The sequence below is a fragment of the Kribbella sp. CWNU-51 genome (assembly GCF_054073265.1).
Genome location: NZ_JBSXMZ010000022.1, coordinates 45,854 through 60,856, shown reverse-complemented (window position 1 = coordinate 60,856; position 15,003 = coordinate 45,854). Strand labels below are relative to the sequence as shown.

The 15,003-nt window shown below is 68.3% G+C and carries 15 protein-coding genes; 5 read left to right on the top strand and 10 right to left on the bottom strand.

All coding sequences use genetic code 11. The annotated features are described in order from the left end of the window. Window position 1: 1 nt before the first annotated feature. The 3 genes from ACXC9Q_RS23090 to ACXC9Q_RS23080 all read left to right on the top strand — a co-directional run bounded on the left by ACXC9Q_RS23090 (window position 2) and on the right by ACXC9Q_RS23080 (window position 2,259). Window positions 2–352, top strand: coding sequence for an ANTAR domain-containing protein (locus ACXC9Q_RS23090; protein ID WP_457058719.1), 351 nt, complete (start codon window positions 2–4; stop codon window positions 350–352). A gap of 118 nt (window positions 353–470) precedes the next feature. Continuing rightward, window positions 471–1,253, top strand: a complete 783-nt coding sequence (locus ACXC9Q_RS23085; protein WP_457058717.1) for a sigma-70 family RNA polymerase sigma factor — start codon at window positions 471–473, stop codon at window positions 1,251–1,253. 43 nt (window positions 1,254–1,296) lie between these two features. Continuing rightward, window positions 1,297–2,259: a UDP-glucuronic acid decarboxylase family protein gene (locus ACXC9Q_RS23080; RefSeq protein ID WP_457058716.1), complete on the top strand. Its 963-nt coding sequence runs from the start codon at window positions 1,297–1,299 to the stop codon at window positions 2,257–2,259. Here ACXC9Q_RS23080 and ACXC9Q_RS23075 read toward each other — a convergent pair. From ACXC9Q_RS23075 to ACXC9Q_RS23030, 10 genes are all read right to left on the bottom strand, one after another. After that, entirely contained in the window at window positions 2,198–3,124 is a 927-nt protein-coding gene (locus tag ACXC9Q_RS23075) for a glycosyltransferase family 9 protein (protein WP_457058715.1), read from the bottom strand. The two genes, ACXC9Q_RS23080 and ACXC9Q_RS23075, sit on opposite strands and share 62 nt — an antisense overlap. Continuing rightward, window positions 3,121–3,807: an SDR family oxidoreductase gene (locus tag ACXC9Q_RS23070; protein ID WP_457058714.1), complete on the bottom strand. Its 687-nt coding sequence runs from the start codon at window positions 3,805–3,807 to the stop codon at window positions 3,121–3,123. Before ACXC9Q_RS23070 ends, ACXC9Q_RS23075 begins: the two co-directional genes overlap by 4 nt. After that, window positions 3,807–5,150, bottom strand: coding sequence for a PfkB family carbohydrate kinase (locus ACXC9Q_RS23065; RefSeq protein WP_457058713.1), 1,344 nt, complete (start codon window positions 5,148–5,150; stop codon window positions 3,807–3,809). The genes ACXC9Q_RS23070 and ACXC9Q_RS23065 overlap by 1 nt, the downstream gene beginning before the upstream one ends. Then, window positions 5,147–5,758 (bottom strand): D-sedoheptulose-7-phosphate isomerase, encoded by a 612-nt coding sequence (locus ACXC9Q_RS23060; protein WP_457058854.1) that lies wholly within the window; start codon window positions 5,756–5,758, stop codon window positions 5,147–5,149. The genes ACXC9Q_RS23065 and ACXC9Q_RS23060 overlap by 4 nt, the downstream gene beginning before the upstream one ends. Then, window positions 5,755–6,960: a glycosyltransferase gene (locus tag ACXC9Q_RS23055; RefSeq protein WP_457058712.1), complete on the bottom strand. Its 1,206-nt coding sequence runs from the start codon at window positions 6,958–6,960 to the stop codon at window positions 5,755–5,757. Before ACXC9Q_RS23055 ends, ACXC9Q_RS23060 begins: the two co-directional genes overlap by 4 nt. Continuing rightward, window positions 6,957–7,916 (bottom strand): glycosyltransferase, encoded by a 960-nt coding sequence (locus ACXC9Q_RS23050; RefSeq protein WP_457058711.1) that lies wholly within the window; start codon window positions 7,914–7,916, stop codon window positions 6,957–6,959. The genes ACXC9Q_RS23055 and ACXC9Q_RS23050 overlap by 4 nt, the downstream gene beginning before the upstream one ends. Then, the gene (locus ACXC9Q_RS23045; RefSeq protein WP_457058709.1) at window positions 7,913–8,911 is read right to left on the bottom strand and encodes a glycosyltransferase family 9 protein; all 999 of its coding nucleotides are present in this window, start codon (window positions 8,909–8,911) and stop codon (window positions 7,913–7,915) included. The genes ACXC9Q_RS23050 and ACXC9Q_RS23045 overlap by 4 nt, the downstream gene beginning before the upstream one ends. Continuing rightward, window positions 8,908–10,353, bottom strand: coding sequence for an HAD-IIIA family hydrolase (locus ACXC9Q_RS23040; protein ID WP_457058708.1), 1,446 nt, complete (start codon window positions 10,351–10,353; stop codon window positions 8,908–8,910). Before ACXC9Q_RS23040 ends, ACXC9Q_RS23045 begins: the two co-directional genes overlap by 4 nt. Then, entirely contained in the window at window positions 10,350–11,984 is a 1,635-nt protein-coding gene (locus ACXC9Q_RS23035) for a carbamoyltransferase family protein (protein ID WP_457058707.1), read from the bottom strand. The genes ACXC9Q_RS23040 and ACXC9Q_RS23035 overlap by 4 nt, the downstream gene beginning before the upstream one ends. Window positions 11,985–13,112: 1,128 nt before the next feature. Beyond that, the gene (locus tag ACXC9Q_RS23030; protein WP_457058853.1) at window positions 13,113–13,397 is read right to left on the bottom strand and encodes an ANTAR domain-containing protein; all 285 of its coding nucleotides are present in this window, start codon (window positions 13,395–13,397) and stop codon (window positions 13,113–13,115) included. A 36-nt stretch (window positions 13,398–13,433) separates the two neighbouring features. Here ACXC9Q_RS23030 and ACXC9Q_RS23025 point away from each other — a divergent pair, with 36 nt between their 5' ends. Together ACXC9Q_RS23025 and ACXC9Q_RS23020 are read left to right on the top strand one after the other, a co-directional pair. Continuing rightward, window positions 13,434–14,099 carry an ATP-binding cassette domain-containing protein gene (locus ACXC9Q_RS23025; RefSeq protein WP_457058706.1) on the top strand — a complete coding sequence of 222 codons (666 nt, stop codon included), beginning with the start codon at window positions 13,434–13,436 and terminating at the stop codon, window positions 14,097–14,099. Further along, the gene (locus ACXC9Q_RS23020) at window positions 14,096–14,854 is read left to right on the top strand and encodes an ABC transporter permease (RefSeq protein ID WP_457058705.1); all 759 of its coding nucleotides are present in this window, start codon (window positions 14,096–14,098) and stop codon (window positions 14,852–14,854) included. The genes ACXC9Q_RS23025 and ACXC9Q_RS23020 overlap by 4 nt, the downstream gene beginning before the upstream one ends. Window positions 14,855–15,003 lie beyond the last annotated feature (149 nt).

Sequence of the window (15,003 nt, the reverse complement as noted above, 5' to 3'; positions counted from 1 at the left end):
GGTGGCTGCGGGTATTCACGCGCAGGCGGGGATTCGGCTCTTCGACGCACCCAAGTCCCGTGGGGCACTCAACCTGTACGCTCGCGACCTTGGTGCGTTCAGTGACCTCGGCGCGATCGGCGAACGGTTCCGGCACCAGGCCGCGCTGGCGATCGACTATGCCCGGGAGATCCACAATCTGCGCGAGGCGGTCCGGACTCGCGGCACGATCGGTACCGCGGTCGGCATCGTGATGGAGCGCTACCACCTCCGCGACGACCGCGCCTTCGCGTTCCTGACCCGGCTGTCGCAGGACGGCAACGTCAAGCTGAGAGAAGTGGCGGAACGTCTGATCGCAACCACGCACCGATAGATCGGCCCAGCGATTTGCGGGTGTGTGACGTGGGTACCGCGATCACAGGAGCCTGGGACATATCTCGCCGCGGTCAAAGATAGGCCACTTCCGGCGATGACGCCCCAGATCGACCGTGATGACTAGTCGTTCTCCATCCGAAGCGTCCGCACCCTGCGAACATCAACACGCACTGACCGAAGCCCTGCTCCGCGAAGCCGCCGAGGAGGCCGGCGCCCGCCGTGAGGACCTCTTGCGGGAAGCCGTCGTACAGGGCGCTGCGATGGCAAGGTCGCTCGCGTTGCGGTACGACGGCCGTGGTGTGGAACGGGAAGAACTGTTCCAGGTCGCGTATGTCGGCCTCGTCAAAGCCGTCAAGGGATACCGGCCGGGCCCGGGCACGGACTTCCGCTCGTACGCGTTCCCGACCATTCAGGGTGAGATCAAACGGCACTTCCGGGATTACGCGTGGAGTGTTCGCCCACCGCGCCGGATCCAGAACCTGCAGGCGTCGATCAATGCCGTCGAAGCCGAACTGGCCGCACAGTTGCACCGCTGGCCGACCGATCAGGAGTTGGCCGACCGCATCGGGGTTCCGCTCGAGGACATCAGGGACGCGCAACGGGCCGTCGGCTGCTTTCACCCGGCATCGCTGGACGCCCCGCTGTGGATCGACTCGTCGATGTCACTCGGCGGCACAGTTCCGGACCGGGGGGACACCTACGAGCTCGTCAACCAGCTCGAGACACTACGCCCAGCCGTCGAGAACCTAGGCCCCCGGGACAAACTGATCCTTCGCCGGCGGATGGTCGATCACTGGAGCCAGGCCGAGATCGCTTCCGAGATCGGGGTCAGCCAGATGCAGGTTTCACGGCTCCTCAGCCGGATCATGGGCGTCCTGCGGTCCGCACTAGCTGCCTGAGCTTCGAGCGTTTTCAGTGGAACTGCAGGGGTACCCAGGCCGCATGGGGCACGCACATGTGGTGGTCACAGGTGGGGCAGGATTCGTGGGAAGTCACTTGTGCGAGCGGTTGCTGGCCGACCGGCATCGGGTGACCTGTCTGGACAACCTGTTGACGGGTGCGCCGGCCAATGTCGCGCACCTGATGGAGCATCCAGAGTTCACCTTCACGCGCTGCGATCTCACCGAGTTCGTCCATGTTCCGGGCGACGTCGACGTCGTGCTGCATTTCGCCAGCCCGGCCTCGCCGATCGATTATCTCCGGCTGCCGATCCAGACGCTGAAGGTCGGCGCCATCGGAACCTGGCACGCGCTCGGCCTGGCGAAGGAGAAGAACGCCCGCTTCGTGCTCGCCAGTACGTCGGAGGTCTACGGTGACCCGCAGGTCCACCCACAACCCGAGTCGTACTGGGGCAACGTCAACCCGGTAGGCCCGCGCGGTGTATACGACGAGGCGAAACGGTACGCGGAGGCACTCACGACCGCCTACCGGAGCAGCGAGGGCGTCGACACGGCGATCGTCCGGATCTTCAATACCTATGGGCCGAGGATGCGTCCGGACGACGGCCGGGCGATTCCCACGTTCATCCGGCAGGCGCTGGCCGGAGAGCCGTTGACGGTGGCCGGTGACGGGAGCCAGACGCGATCGGTCTGTCATGTTTCCGACACCGTGGACGGCATCCTCCGGCTTGCTTTCGGCGATCACGCCGGTCCGATCAACATCGGCAATCCTGATGAGCGGTCGGTGCTCCGGATCGCGCAGGACGTCATCGCCGCGACCGGTTCGGGGTCGAGCATCGACTTCGTGGATCGTCCGGTCGACGATCCCGGCGTACGACGCCCGGACACGACCCTCGCTGAACACGTGCTCGGCTGGCAGCCCCGGGTCGACTGGCGCGACGGACTCACGTCGACGGTTGCCTGGTTCCGTGAAGCTGTGCGCGTGCCGCAGTCAGCACTTCGGTGACACCGATCCGCAAGAGCGCCGGGTCCGGCCGGTCGGCATGCGGATCGCCCAGCCGGCCGCCGTGGTGGAGCACGGTATGCCGATCGAGGTCTATCCGAGGACCCCACCGAGCCGGCGGAACCGGGCCGAACAGCACCACCGACCGCACGCCCAAAGCTGTGGCCAGGTGCGCGATTCCGGTGTCGCCGCACAACACGAGTGCCGCCGATGCGACGCGTTCGGCGAGTTCGGGCATGGACAGCCGGCCGCTGAGGTTCTCGGCCCCTGAGGCAGCCGACAGCGTCTGGCACAGCTCGGTCTCGGTGCCGGTTAGGACGACGCGATGCCGCTCGGCGTGCAACTCCGCGATGACGTCTGCCCATCGCTGCACCGGCCATCGTCGCGCGCCGCTGGCAGCACCGGGATGGACCACGATCGCGCCGTCGCAGGCAACGTTGATCGCCAACCGCAGATCTGAGATGTCGCACGGCCCACCGGCCGTGGACACGAGCCGGCACCATCGATCGACCTCATGCTCGTCGTCCGACCATCGGCAACCCGCGCGGTGACCGGCGGCCGGGGAGTCGAAGGCGATCAGCTCGCGCGGTGCGGCGGCTTGCAGCAGCCGATGACTCTGCGGCCCACATCCGTGCAGGTTGACGGACAGATGTGGCCCCAGGCCGAGCCCCGGCGGGCGTCCGGACAGACCTGTCGTCGTCACGACGTCGTCGACCAGTCCGAGACTGGCGAACCAGCTGGACACCGCCTCGGGCCCGGCGAGAAGAAGTGGCCGGTCGGCGAACAGGCGGCGGAGCCCACGCAACGCCGGCACACCGGTCAGTCCGTCGCCCAGCCCGAGGGCCCGCAGTACGAGGACCGGTGTCACGGCCAGGACGGCTCGATGGACGGACAGACGACGAGCTCACGGATCTCGACGCCGGCGGGTTGGCCGAGGGCGTGAACGACGGTCTCCGCGACGGCTTCCGGATCGTTCAGCATCGCGTCGTCGCCTGGTTTGTACTGGTCTGGTCGTCCGTCGAAGAACGAGGTGCGCATTCCGCCCGGCACCAGCATCGTGACCCCGACCCGGCCAGCCGTCTCGACGGCCAGTGCCCGGCTGAGTCCGACCACTCCGAACTTGGACGCGCAGTACGCGGTCGCGTCGCTCAGCGCTCGTAGACCGAGGGTGGAGGCGACGGTGACGATGCGCCCGTGGCTACGTTCCAACCGCGGCACCGCGGCCCGCGCGATCGCCGCCGTACCGATGAGGTTGACCTGGATCACCCGGACCCAGTCGTCCAGGGACACGTCCTCGATGCGCCCACAGGCATCGATTCCGGCGGCCGTCACCACCCCGGTCAGCGGTCCGATCGCCTCTTCGGCCGCGGCGAGCGCCGGCTCGGCGGCAGCAGGATCGGCGAGGTCGACATCGATCCACGGCACGTCATCCGTCGCCGGTCGCCGCCGGTCCAGCGCGATCGCCGTTCCACCGTGTTTGCGCACAGCTGCGGCCACTGCGGCTCCGAGTCCGCTGGCTCCACCGGTGACGGCAACTCTCTCCAAGCTCATCAGCTACTTCCTTCCAGAATCGCGGTTGTCGATCGTCCAGACAGGAACGGGACCAGGACCACCCGGCCGCCCCAACCTTTCACGATCGGTGCTTCCGGCAACATCTCCTCGGCGTAGTCGCCGCCCTTCGCCCAGACGTCGGGCCGCAGCCGGTCAAGCGTCTCGCCCGGATCGTTGCCGTCGAACACGATGGTTGCGTCGACGCAGCGCAGCGACTCGAGCACCCGGCAGCGGTCCTGCTGCGAGTTCACCGGGCGACCGTCGCCCTTCAGCCGATGCACGCTCGCGTCAGAGTTGACCAGCACGATCAACGCGTCGCCCAGCCGTCGCGCGGCCTCCAGGCTGACGATGTGGCCGGCATGCAGGACGTCGAAACATCCGCCAGTGGCGACCACAGTTCCGCCGGCGGAGTGGACCCGGCGGATCACCTCGGCGGCATCCCTTTCCGGTGCGGCGGCGCCGATCATCGTCCGCGCGTTCACACCCCCGGCGGCGAGCCAGCCGGCCGTGTCGGCGACCGCGGACTCGACGGCGGACCGTGCCGTAGCACCGGCGCCGAGTTCGGCAGCCGCAGTGCCGGCGAAGCGATCGCCGGCGCCGCAGGTGTCGCCTCCGTGGTTGAACGGTGCCGGTGTGAAGAACGGCGGCGCGCCGCCGGCTGCCGTGAAGACGCCTCGTCCACCGTCGGTGACCGCAACGGCCGATGCCTGCCACTGAGCCCGCAACCTGGTCGCGAGCAGGTCGAGCGGCGCAGCTGGGAGACCGCTGAACCGATTGGCCTCCGCCCGGTTCGGCGTCGCCAGAGTCACTCCGGGCACGAGCGGGGCACCGCGGGGATGCGGGTCCCACACCATGGCTCGCCGGGAGGCCCACCGGCTCAGCACGTCACGGACGATCGGATGACTGACCACACCGCCGGCATAGTCCGACACCAGTACGGCCTGGGCCAGCTCGAGCTCCTCCTCCAGCGCCGCGACATCACACACGTCGTCGATCTCGCCCGGTGCTTCCACATCCAGCCGTAGTAGTGACTGCCCGGCACTGCGTACTCGCGTCTTGCACCGGGTGCCGGCCGAGGTGAGTACCGCCGTCACCGGAACCCGCTCTGTCAACAGCGAGCTCAAGCGCTTGGCGGGCTCGTCGTCGGCGAGCGCCGTGACCAACCGGACGTCGATGCCCTCCCGGGCCAGCAGCACCGCGGCGAGACCTGCGCCGCCGGCTCGCTCGCTCGTTCCTTCGATCTGCACCACTGGAACGGGCGCGTCGGGGCTCACCCGGTGTACGTCGCCTTCGATGTCGCGGTCGAGCAGCACATCCCCGACCACCAGGACCCGGACCGTCACCGGATCACCTCCTCGAGCTCGGACGGACGGACGGTTGGCAGGTACTGCTCCACCGCGGCACACAAGGCATGGACAGCGACCAGGTGGACTTCCTGTACTGCCGTCGGCGCCGCTGACTGCACGGTGATGGCCCGGTCCGCTGCCGCTGCCAGCGGATTCGGCTCCGGCCCGGTCAGGGCCCAGACCTGAACGCCGGCAGACCGGGCTGCCGCCGCAGCCGTCAGGAGATTCGCGCTGCGGCCGCTGGTCGACAGCAGGAGGAGAACATCGCCCGGACGTCCGTGCGCGCGAACCTGACGGGCGAAGAGCTCGTCCGATCCGAAGTCGTTGCCGATCGCAGTCAGCGTCGAAGTCTCGGCGTGCAGGGCGATCGCCGACAACGGTGGGCGGTTCGGAGCTTCGAACCGGCCGACCAGCTCCGCGGTCAGATGTTGCGCCTCGGCCGCGCTACCCCCGTTGCCAGCGGCAAGTAGTCGGTGACCGCCTGCCAGGAGTCCCGCGAGCTCACAGCCCCACGCCTCGATCATGGCACCTTGCCGTTCCAGGCTTCCCAGGCCGGCGCGAAGGTGGACGAGGTGGTGGGGCAGCGAACCGAAGGCGGCCATCAGGAACTCCTGCCCGTCGTCGTCAACGTAGCCTTGATCCGTTCGTAGACGTCCTCGGTGTCGGCCGCCACCTTGGCCCAGGTGTACTTCCGTTCGACCCTCGCCAGGCCCGCACGGCCGAGCTCTTTGCAGAGCGCCGAGTTGTGGAGCAGATCATTGAGTACGGCGGCCAGTCGCTCGGGATCCTTCGGCGGCACGTGGATGCCGGTGACGCCGTCCACGACGGTGTCCAGGAGCCCGCCGACCGCGGAGGCGACGACCGGCTTGCCACACGCCATGGCTTCCAGCGGCACGATGCCGAACGGTTCGTACCACGGGGTGCACACGACCAGATCAGCAGAGCGGATCAGCGCCGCGACGTCTCGGCGGGGCACCGCGCCCACCAGATGGACGCGATCCGCGACGCCCAGATGCGTTGCCTCCGCGCGCAACCGTCGTACCTCGGGATCGTCGTCGAAGGCCTGGATGGGGCCGCCGGCAACGACGAGCTCCGCGCCAGGAACCCGGCTCACGGCCTGGACCACGGTGTCGACACCCTTGCGTTCGACCAGACGGCCGAGGGACAGGATGCGGCCGCCACGACGGTGCCACCACTGCTCGTGCGGCGGTGAGGGTTCGAAGATCTCAACGCCACAAGGGACGACGTGCAGCGAATGCGCCGGTGCTCCGAGCGCCAGCAGTTCGCGGACCTCGTCGGTGGCGGTCGCGATCACGGCGTCCGCCTCGGCTGCCAACCGGGTCTCGATACCTCGTCGTTGTGGTGGGCTGGTGTCGGCGGCGCCCTGGTGGCGGCGTTTCACCACGCCCAAGGCGTGGAACGTCTGCGCGAACGGGACAGGAACCGCGCGACGCACCTCCAGGCACGCGAGGCCGGACATCCAGAAATGGGCGTGTACGACGTCCGGCGGTGCTGCGGACCATCGCCGTCCGATCCATCGCCCGAACGTCCGCATGTACGGCAAGAGGTTGTCCTTTGCCATCGGCTGGGCAGGCCCGGCTGGGACGTGGACGACGTCGACGCCTGGGCCCAGCGGCACCCGTTCCGGGGTACCGGGATCGTCGCGCCGGGTGTAGACGTCGACCCGATGGCCGCGGTCGGCGAGTGCTTGCGACAGCGCCGCTACATGGACGTTCTGTCCACCGGCGTCAGCACCGCCGAGAACGGCCAGCGGGCTGGCATGCTCGGACACCATCGCGATTCTCATCGGCAGACCTCCTTGAGCATGCGATCCCATTCGTCGAGGAACTTCGGCAGCCCGAAGTGGGCCAAGGCGTGGGCTCTGGCCGCGAGCCCGCGTTCGCGGGCCTCGGCTGGGTCCGACAACCAGCGACAGGCTGTCGACGCGAGCAGCTCGAGGTTCGAGCTGACGACCCCTGCCTCGGCCGGCATGGCCTCCGGCGCGGCCGTCGCCGCGACGACGAGGACCGGAACGCCTAGCGTCATCGCTTCGATCAGGGACAGACCAAGGCTGGTCCAGCGGTACGGGTGGAAGTACGCGAAGTGGCTCGCCATTCGCCGGTGCAGCTCGTCCTGCGACACCGCGCCGGTTCCGGTGAGGCCGGTGCGGATCATTGCGGCGAGTTCGTCTGTCCCGAGTCCAAAGACGCTGACCGGCACGTGTTCGCCGATCTTCGCGACCAGATCCATGCCCGCGACCCTCGACCGTCGCACCGGTTCGTTGACCGAGACGAGAAGCGAGCCGACGGTTCCGGTGTACTGGTAGCCATAGTCCGGGACGCCGTGCTCGATCACTGCCGCCGGCGCGAGCCCGTTGTCCCATATGGTCCGGTTGAACTGGGTGACGTGCACGATCGGGATGTCGCCGCGCGCGGCCAGTGGATGTCGCCAGTCGTCGACGTCACCGCGAGGTGTGTTGTGCTCGACGTACACGGCGGGTACGCCGCGCAGGCCAAGTGCACGCCCGGTCCACCGCTGGAAGAGCTCGAGTTCGTGGTGGCGCTGGAGGACGACCACATCGAAGTCGGTACTGCGCAACTGTTCGGGAGTCAGCTCCTGTACGGAGTCCGGCCACGGATACGTCTGCGCGCGCCCCTTGCCGTCCGGGCCTCGATCGGGCAGGACCGGGACGTAGTACTCGTGGGGGCCCTGTACGAACGACGTCATCCAGGCTGCGTGCACATGCCACGCCAGGATCCTCATCGGGCAACCTCCTTGATCAACGTGCGTACGGCGGCGACCACGTCGTCCGGTGACACCTGGTCCAGGCAGGGATGCCCCGGCACCGGGCAGACCCGCGCACGAGTGGCACGACACGGTGCCTGCTGGTCGCCGAGGGTGACCGAGGGCACCCGCCACGGTGCCCACTGGGCGGCCGGGACGACGGGTGAGAAGAGCGAGACCACCGGCGTACCCACGGCGGCGGCGAGATGGGCCGGTCCGGTGTTGCCGACGATCACGACCTGAGCGGTCCGCAGCAGCGCGGCCAACTGCCGGTAGCTGGTGCGGCCGCCGAGGTCGGCGGCGTTGCTCCCGGCGACTTCCGCGGTGAGGGCCCGTTCGGTCGGTGAGCCGGTGACCAGGACCCGGTGACCATCGGCCACGAGGGCCTTCACCGTTGCCGTCCAATGATCCGCAGACGCGGTCCGCGCGGGCACCGAGGCACCAGGATGGGCGACGACGAACGCCTGCTCGTCGACGACGGGCAGGATCTCCTTGATCCTCAGCCGGCCGTCGTCACCGTCGGGAAGGTGATAACCGGCCGCTGCCACCAGGTCGAGCGCGCGCTCGACCTCGTGCCCGGACACGGACCGGTGGCGCAGGTCGAGGAGTGATCCCGGATAGTCCTCGGAGGCCGCGGCGACGTACTTGATGCCTGCCATCCGCAGGAGAAGAGCCATCGGCAGCGGGCTCTGGTGGTACGACGTGAGCACGATCGCGGCGCCGAAGTGCTCGAGCGCCAATGTGTCGATCAGCGTGTTCACGCTCCGCCGGTCGACCGATGGTGGATCGAAACCCGTCCACGGACAAGGCCACGCCAGCACGTCGCGTACGCCAGGGAGCAGCCATGCGGCCTGTTCGCCCGACGGCGCCACCAGCAGCACGACCCGATCGGTTGCCGCGACCGCCCGGATGGCGGGACCGGCCAGGAGAACATCGCCGTCATTGTCCATCCGGGCGATGAGCACATTCCTCATCGACGACCTCCGGTCCCGAGCACGTACTCGACCGCGGAGAGAAGGTCGGGTCGCACGGTGCCGGCCGCCCGCACCTCATCGGTACGAGTCGTCCCGTTGGGCACCAGGATGAAACGAGCCCGCGCGGCCTTCGCCGCCTCGACGTCGGAACCGATGTCGCCGATCACCACCACCTGGTTCGGCGGGACGCCGAGGTCGTCCGCCGCGGCCAGCACCATTCCGGGGGCGGGCTTGCGGCACGCGCAGCCGTCCGCCTCGGTGTGGGGACAGACCTGCCAGGTGTCGAATGGGCCGAGCAACTCGTCGAGCCGTTTGTTGACTGCGGCAACCTCCTCCGTGGAAACCAGTCCTCGACCGATGCCGGACTGGTTGGTGATCACCCCGACAGCCAGCCCTGCCTGTCTCAGCTTGCGGAGAGCTTCGTGAGCCTGGGGGACAGGGCGTACGCGCTCGGGGTCGCCGTTGTAGGGCACGTCGTGGACGAGAGTGCCGTCGCGGTCGAACAGCACTGCGCTGATCTTGTCCGTCCAGGCGACGCTGACGCGATGGCGCCAGGTTCCACGCGCACGATGCCAGACGGCGACGAACGGCAGGACGGCAGATGTCACCACCATCCGGACGACCTCGCCCGGAGTGCGGGGACCCTGGACGATGCGACGCCGAGCGAAGTCAGCCGTCAGCAGGGCCCAGCTGACGGCAGCCCTCTTGTGGACCAGCAAGGCCATGGCGGCGGACACCACCGTTGCGACGTGCCACTTGAGCCGACCTGGCGGACATTCGGCCATGCTGCGCCAGTGTCTGCCGTAGATGGCACGCATGAGCGCGTCGTCGGCATTTCCGCGCTGGGCCCGGACACTGATCCAGAAGCCTTCGGGGCGGACAGGATGGACGATGTATCGCTGTCCCGCGACGAGTCTCCAGCCGTGCTGCCTCATCCGCAGAGCCAGCTCGGCGTCCTCGCGGTAGGCCCTAGGGAACCGCTCGTCGAAGCCGCCTACCTGCTCCAAGGCCGTACGGCGGTAGGCCATGTCCGCGGTCGCCCACATGGCGCTGCTCAGGCCGGCCGTACTGCGCTCCCAGTCGGTCGGCCGGTCCGACACCGGGACCTCGATACCACCTTGGACACCGGCAACGTGGTCGCCGGCGCGCCGCACATCGTCGTACAAGGCCGAGATCCAGCCGTCAGGCAGTCGCACGTCGTCGTCCAGGAAAGCGATCCACTCGGTGTCAGCAGCCCTCCAGCCGACGTTGCGTGCCGCGGCCGGCCCTCGACCTCCGGACTGAAGCACCCGGTGACCGCAGACCAGTGACCGGTCCGGATCCGGGCGATCATCCACGACGTACACAGCCGCCGGTTGCGCCTGTTGCGCGGCCAGGTCAGCGAGAAGGTTCGTCAGACAGCTACGGCCGGCTGTCGGGATGACGATGGTGACGCCGGTCAACGGAACGCTCCCGCGCGTCGTACGACGTGCGGACCGATGGCCAACACGTCCGCGGGTGTCGACCCGAACAGCTCGAGTACGTCCGACGGGCTGTCGACCATGGGCCGTCCGGCGGTGTTGAGACTGGTATTGACCAGGACAGGCAGACCGGTGCGCCGTTCGAACTGCTCGAGAAGTCTGGCCAGGAGCGGTTCGTCTGCCGAATCGACGGTCTGGATGCGCGCCGTCCCGTCGACATGAACGACCGCGGGGATGCGCTCGTGCCAGGCAGGGACGACGTCGTGCACGAAGAGCATGTAGGGGCTCGGGAGCGGGCCGTCGAAGATCTCAGCCGCGCGCTCCGCCAGCACCAGCGGCGCGACCGGCCGGAACTGTTCGCGGCCCTTGATGTCGTTGAGGCGCTCCAGATTCTCCCTGCGTCCGGGGTGCGCGAGCAACGAACGGTGGCCGAGAGCGCGAGGCCCGTACTCCGACCTGCCCTGGTACCACGCGACGATCTGGTCGTCGGCCAATGCCTGCGCGACCACTTTCGCCAGGTCCGCGGGTGTTTCGAAGGGCAGCGCGGCCTGCTTCAGTCGAGCCGTCAGTTGATCATCGGTCCAGCCACGGCCGAGTGCGGGCGTGCGCATCTGGTCGGGACGTCCCCTGGCAGCGCTCAGGTGGAGTGCGGCCCCGAGCGATGTACCAGCGTCACCTGCGGCCGGCTGGACCCAGACCTCGTCGTACGGGCCCTTGCGGGCAAGGACCGAATTGGCCACACAGTTGAGCGCGGTGCCGCCGGCCATGGTCAATGCTCGTGCGCCGGTCTGCTCGTGCAACCAGACGGCCAGCTCCAGCATGATTTCTTCCAGCCGTCGCTGCACACTGCAGGCGAGGTCCGCATGGGCATCGGTGAGGTCGTCGCCGGGCATGATCTTCGGTGCGTAGCCGGACCAGTCGATGCCTGTGGTCCGGAAGCCGCCGTCGTCCGTCGTACGCACGAGCTCACGGAAGTCGGCGAGGTGGCGTGGCTTGCCGTACGACGCGTATGCCATCACCTTGTATTCGTCGCTGGAGCGAAGGAAGCCGAGGTGATCGGTCAGATCCTCGTACAGCAAGCCCAGCGAGTGGGGAAGCTCCTGCGTTGCCAGCACTTGCAACTCCGGCCCGTCGTAGACGCCCGCCAGATGTGACGCGCGCTCGCCCCGGCCGTCGAGGACCAGGCAGGCGCTGCGCTGGTACGGCGCTGCCAGACCGGCCGACGCGGCGTGGGCGACATGGTGAGGCACGAAGGTGACCTTGGCTGGATCCAGGCCGGGCAGGGCCGCGTTGAGGAAGTTGGGCGCCCGGCGTGCATAGTCGGTCCGGGTTCGATCGCCGGGGTCGGAGACGCCGAGTTCGGCGAGATCGACGCACAAGGCGGGGTCGAACGAGTATCCGACCTCGTCGAGGTCGTCGGGGCGAAGGCCGCCCTCTTCAAGGCACCACCGCATGGCCTGCTCGGGCAGTTCCCATGCCGACCACGGCACCGGGCGTTTGCCGTGTTTGCGCCTGCTGAACCGTTCTTCCTCTGCCGCTGCGACGATCCTGCCGTCGACGACCAGTGCGGCCGACGGGTCATGGAAGATCGCGTTCACCCCGAGCACTCGCATCGCATCCACCTCCTCGAACGAGGCGCGTAGGTACCCCCGAAAGTGCCTCCTACACGTGGAGTAGCGCTGTTCTTCGCAATCAGCCGAGAAGCGCTACGGCGCGTGAATCCGGCGTTCCGCGCGGTATTGGTGCACCGCAAGTCCACGCGGACAGGGACGTTTGCAGGGGGCAGTGTTGGGTTACCCAGGCGGCCACGCGCGCTGCGGTTTCAACGCGCGCAGCCTGGTGATCCGGATCCCGCGCGAGACCCGGCCACCGGATCCTGGTCACGCCAGGTTCCCCGCCAGACCGGCTGTACACGTTCTCAACCGCCGTACTACGTCCGAATGCGTGAGAACCACCTTGCCGCCAGATCGGGCAGATCGGTCAGCGGGGCCCAGCTGACCAGCGGGACGCTCGTCTGTCATCTCGGGGCTGCGAGGGAGGCGAGCACATGGTTCGCCGGGGGACTGGTGGCATATGCGGCGGAGGTCAAGTCAAGGTGCTGGACGTCGAGCCCTGCCCGGTCGGACATCCCGCTGCGCCGTACAGATGGCCAGACGCGCCGTGCGCCTGCTGGGAGCCGACCTCGCTGTCGCGGCAACCGGGGTCGGCTGCCCGAACCCGACCCGCCGGGACGGTCTACATCGCGGTCGACTCCGGCCGGGACGGCTCTGTCGTGCACCACCAGTTCGAAGGCGATCCGACACGCGTAGTCGGTCTGGCAACGATCGCCCTTCGGATGCTACCTGTGCCCGAGACGAAGCAGAACTCGTTGCCTTCGATATCTCTGATGACTTGCCAGCGGCCGCCATACCGCCGTGCAACTCCACGTCGCCGTGCTTGCCGCGACGCAGGACCCCGCCGATCAGTAGATCTCCGCACAAACTCACCCCCACACAGGCGGTCGCCTGACGGCCAGCGGTCAACTGCGAGCCCCAATGTCGAAGGGTGCGTCGTCGGATCCGGCGTGACGCCGACGAGGACGTCGTACATGTTGCCGTCTTCTTCGGCGCCCCGTAAGCCAGGACTCAGCGTGGATGTACACCGCTGGAGGCGAGGCGGTCGAGACGCCGGATCGACCGGCATTCTAACGATTCCCGATTCGGTCTGCCTGCTGTCAGGTGCCCGGCGTATCGGGCTGCGGTTCAGTTGGGGAGTTGGCCGGTGTCGAGCAAATGCTGGGCCACGTCGCGGAGCTTGGTGTTGCTGTCCTGGGAGTAGCGCTTCAAGATGTCGAACGCGTGGCTGCCGTCGATGCTGAATCTCTCCCTGAGGATGCCGATGGCTTGGCCGACGAGCTTGCCCGCCACGACCGCCTCCAGTAGGCATTCGCGCTCTTGTGCCGCTGCGATCACGATAGCGCCGTACGTGGCAACACGCGGTGCCCTGATGTCTGCCGCGTCGAAGATGTGGGGTCGTTCACTGGTCACGTTCAAGGCACCGAGCGTTGCACCGTCAGCGGCGACGTGATCGCCGTCGACGATCTCAGCGCCGACATCCGAAGTGGCCGGGTCACCGGCTTCCTCGGACCCAACGGCGCTGGCAAGACGACCACCCTTCGCATCCTGCTCGGACTGGCCCGTCCCACCTCCGGCACCGCCACCATCGACGGGGTCGCCTACCGTGACCTGTCCACACCGACCCGCCGCGTCGGCGCGGTCCTCGACACAGGCGTGTTCCACCCGGCACGCACCGGCCGGAACGCCCTGCGGGTCTACGCGACCGCCGCCGGCCTGGAGACCGCGAGGGTGGACGCCGTACTCGACACGGTCGAGCTGGGACGCGCCGCCGGGCGACGCGTCGGCGGCTACTCGCTCGGCATGCGACAGCGGCTGGCGCTCGCGGCCGCACTGCTCGGCGAGCCTGACGTACTGGTTCTCGACGAGCCGACCAACGGACTGGACCCGCAAGGCGTCCACTGGTTGCGCGGCTTCATCCGCACCTACGCCGCCGGCGGCGGAACTGTGCTCGTGTCCAGTCACCTGCTGGCCGAGCTGACCAACACCGTCGACGACGTCCTGATCATCAACCGCGGCCGGCTCGTCGAGCACGCGCCCTTGGCCGAACTGACCAACGCGACCACCAGCCTCGAGAGTCGTTTCCTCGAGCTCACCACTGAGAGACCATCATGACCGCACTGCTCCGGGCCGAGCTGATCAAACATCTCGGGCTGCGCCTGACCTGGGTGATGCTGACCATCGCGATCACCCTGTCCGCAGGCCTCACCACGGCGATCGCCATCGTGGCAGGCAGCCACGGTTCCGCACCGCTCGGCCGCGACGACCTTCGCGGCGTGCTCTCCGTACCCGGCCTCCTCGTCGCGGGCATCGTCTTCGTGCTCGGCGTGCTGTCGTCGGCCGGTGAGTACCGGCACCACACCATCACCGCATCGCTGCTCGTCACCCCGCGTCGTGGTCACTTCCTCGCCGGCAAGTACGCCGCTGCCGCCGTCGTCGGGACCGTCTTCGCCGGTGTCACGCTCATCGCGTCGTACGTCGCGACGGCGATCGTCGTGCTCGCCAAGGACCTGCCCGTCGACCTGCTGACCGCAGACGCCGCGGTCACCGCGCTCGGGGTCACGATCGCAGCCGGTCTGTTCGCCTCGGCGGGAGCCGGGCTGGGTGCGCTCGTGCGCAGCGAGGCCCTCGCACTCATCACGGCAGTCGCGTGGTGGTTCGTGATCGAGGGTCTGCTTCCTGGTGCGCTGCGCGAGCCCGGGCTGGCGAAGTACCTTCCGGCGGCCGCTTCAAGAGCGCTCATCCAGGCAGGTGTCCCAGTCGTGGACGGAACCGTCGCCGCCGCCACGGGTGGGCTGCTCGTCGCGGCATACGTCGCCGCCATCGCCGCACCGGCGCTGCTCCTGACGAAGCGACGAGATGTCGGCTGAGTTAGGGCGTGCTGAGGGGTACCGCGCTTCCACGATGCGACATCTGCTCATTGGCGTTGCCGCGAACCTCACCATCCGCAGCAAAGTCGGACGTTTCTGCTGAACCTCGTCGGGCTGAGGTTGATCCCGCTTCTGGCCAGGAGAAGTTC

Bases quoted from the DNA above. Each gene is read 5' to 3' on its own strand.
- ACXC9Q_RS23085 (WP_457058717.1), top strand. From the start codon at position 471: ATGACTAGTCGTTCTCCATCCGAAGCGTCCGCACCCTGCGAACATCAA.
- ACXC9Q_RS23055 (WP_457058712.1), bottom strand. From the start codon at position 6,960: ATGAGAATCGCGATGGTGTCCGAGCATGCCAGCCCGCTGGCCGTTCTC.
- ACXC9Q_RS23035 (WP_457058707.1), bottom strand. From the start codon at position 11,984: ATGCGAGTGCTCGGGGTGAACGCGATCTTCCATGACCCGTCGGCCGCA.
- ACXC9Q_RS23020 (WP_457058705.1), top strand. From the start codon at position 14,096: ATGACCGCACTGCTCCGGGCCGAGCTGATCAAACATCTCGGGCTGCGC.
- ACXC9Q_RS23080 (WP_457058716.1), top strand. From the start codon at position 1,297: ATGGGGCACGCACATGTGGTGGTCACAGGTGGGGCAGGATTCGTGGGA.
- ACXC9Q_RS23045 (WP_457058709.1), bottom strand. From the start codon at position 8,911: ATGAGGAATGTGCTCATCGCCCGGATGGACAATGACGGCGATGTTCTC.
- ACXC9Q_RS23050 (WP_457058711.1), bottom strand. From the start codon at position 7,916: ATGAGGATCCTGGCGTGGCATGTGCACGCAGCCTGGATGACGTCGTTC.
- ACXC9Q_RS23070 (WP_457058714.1), bottom strand. From the start codon at position 3,807: ATGAGCTTGGAGAGAGTTGCCGTCACCGGTGGAGCCAGCGGACTCGGA.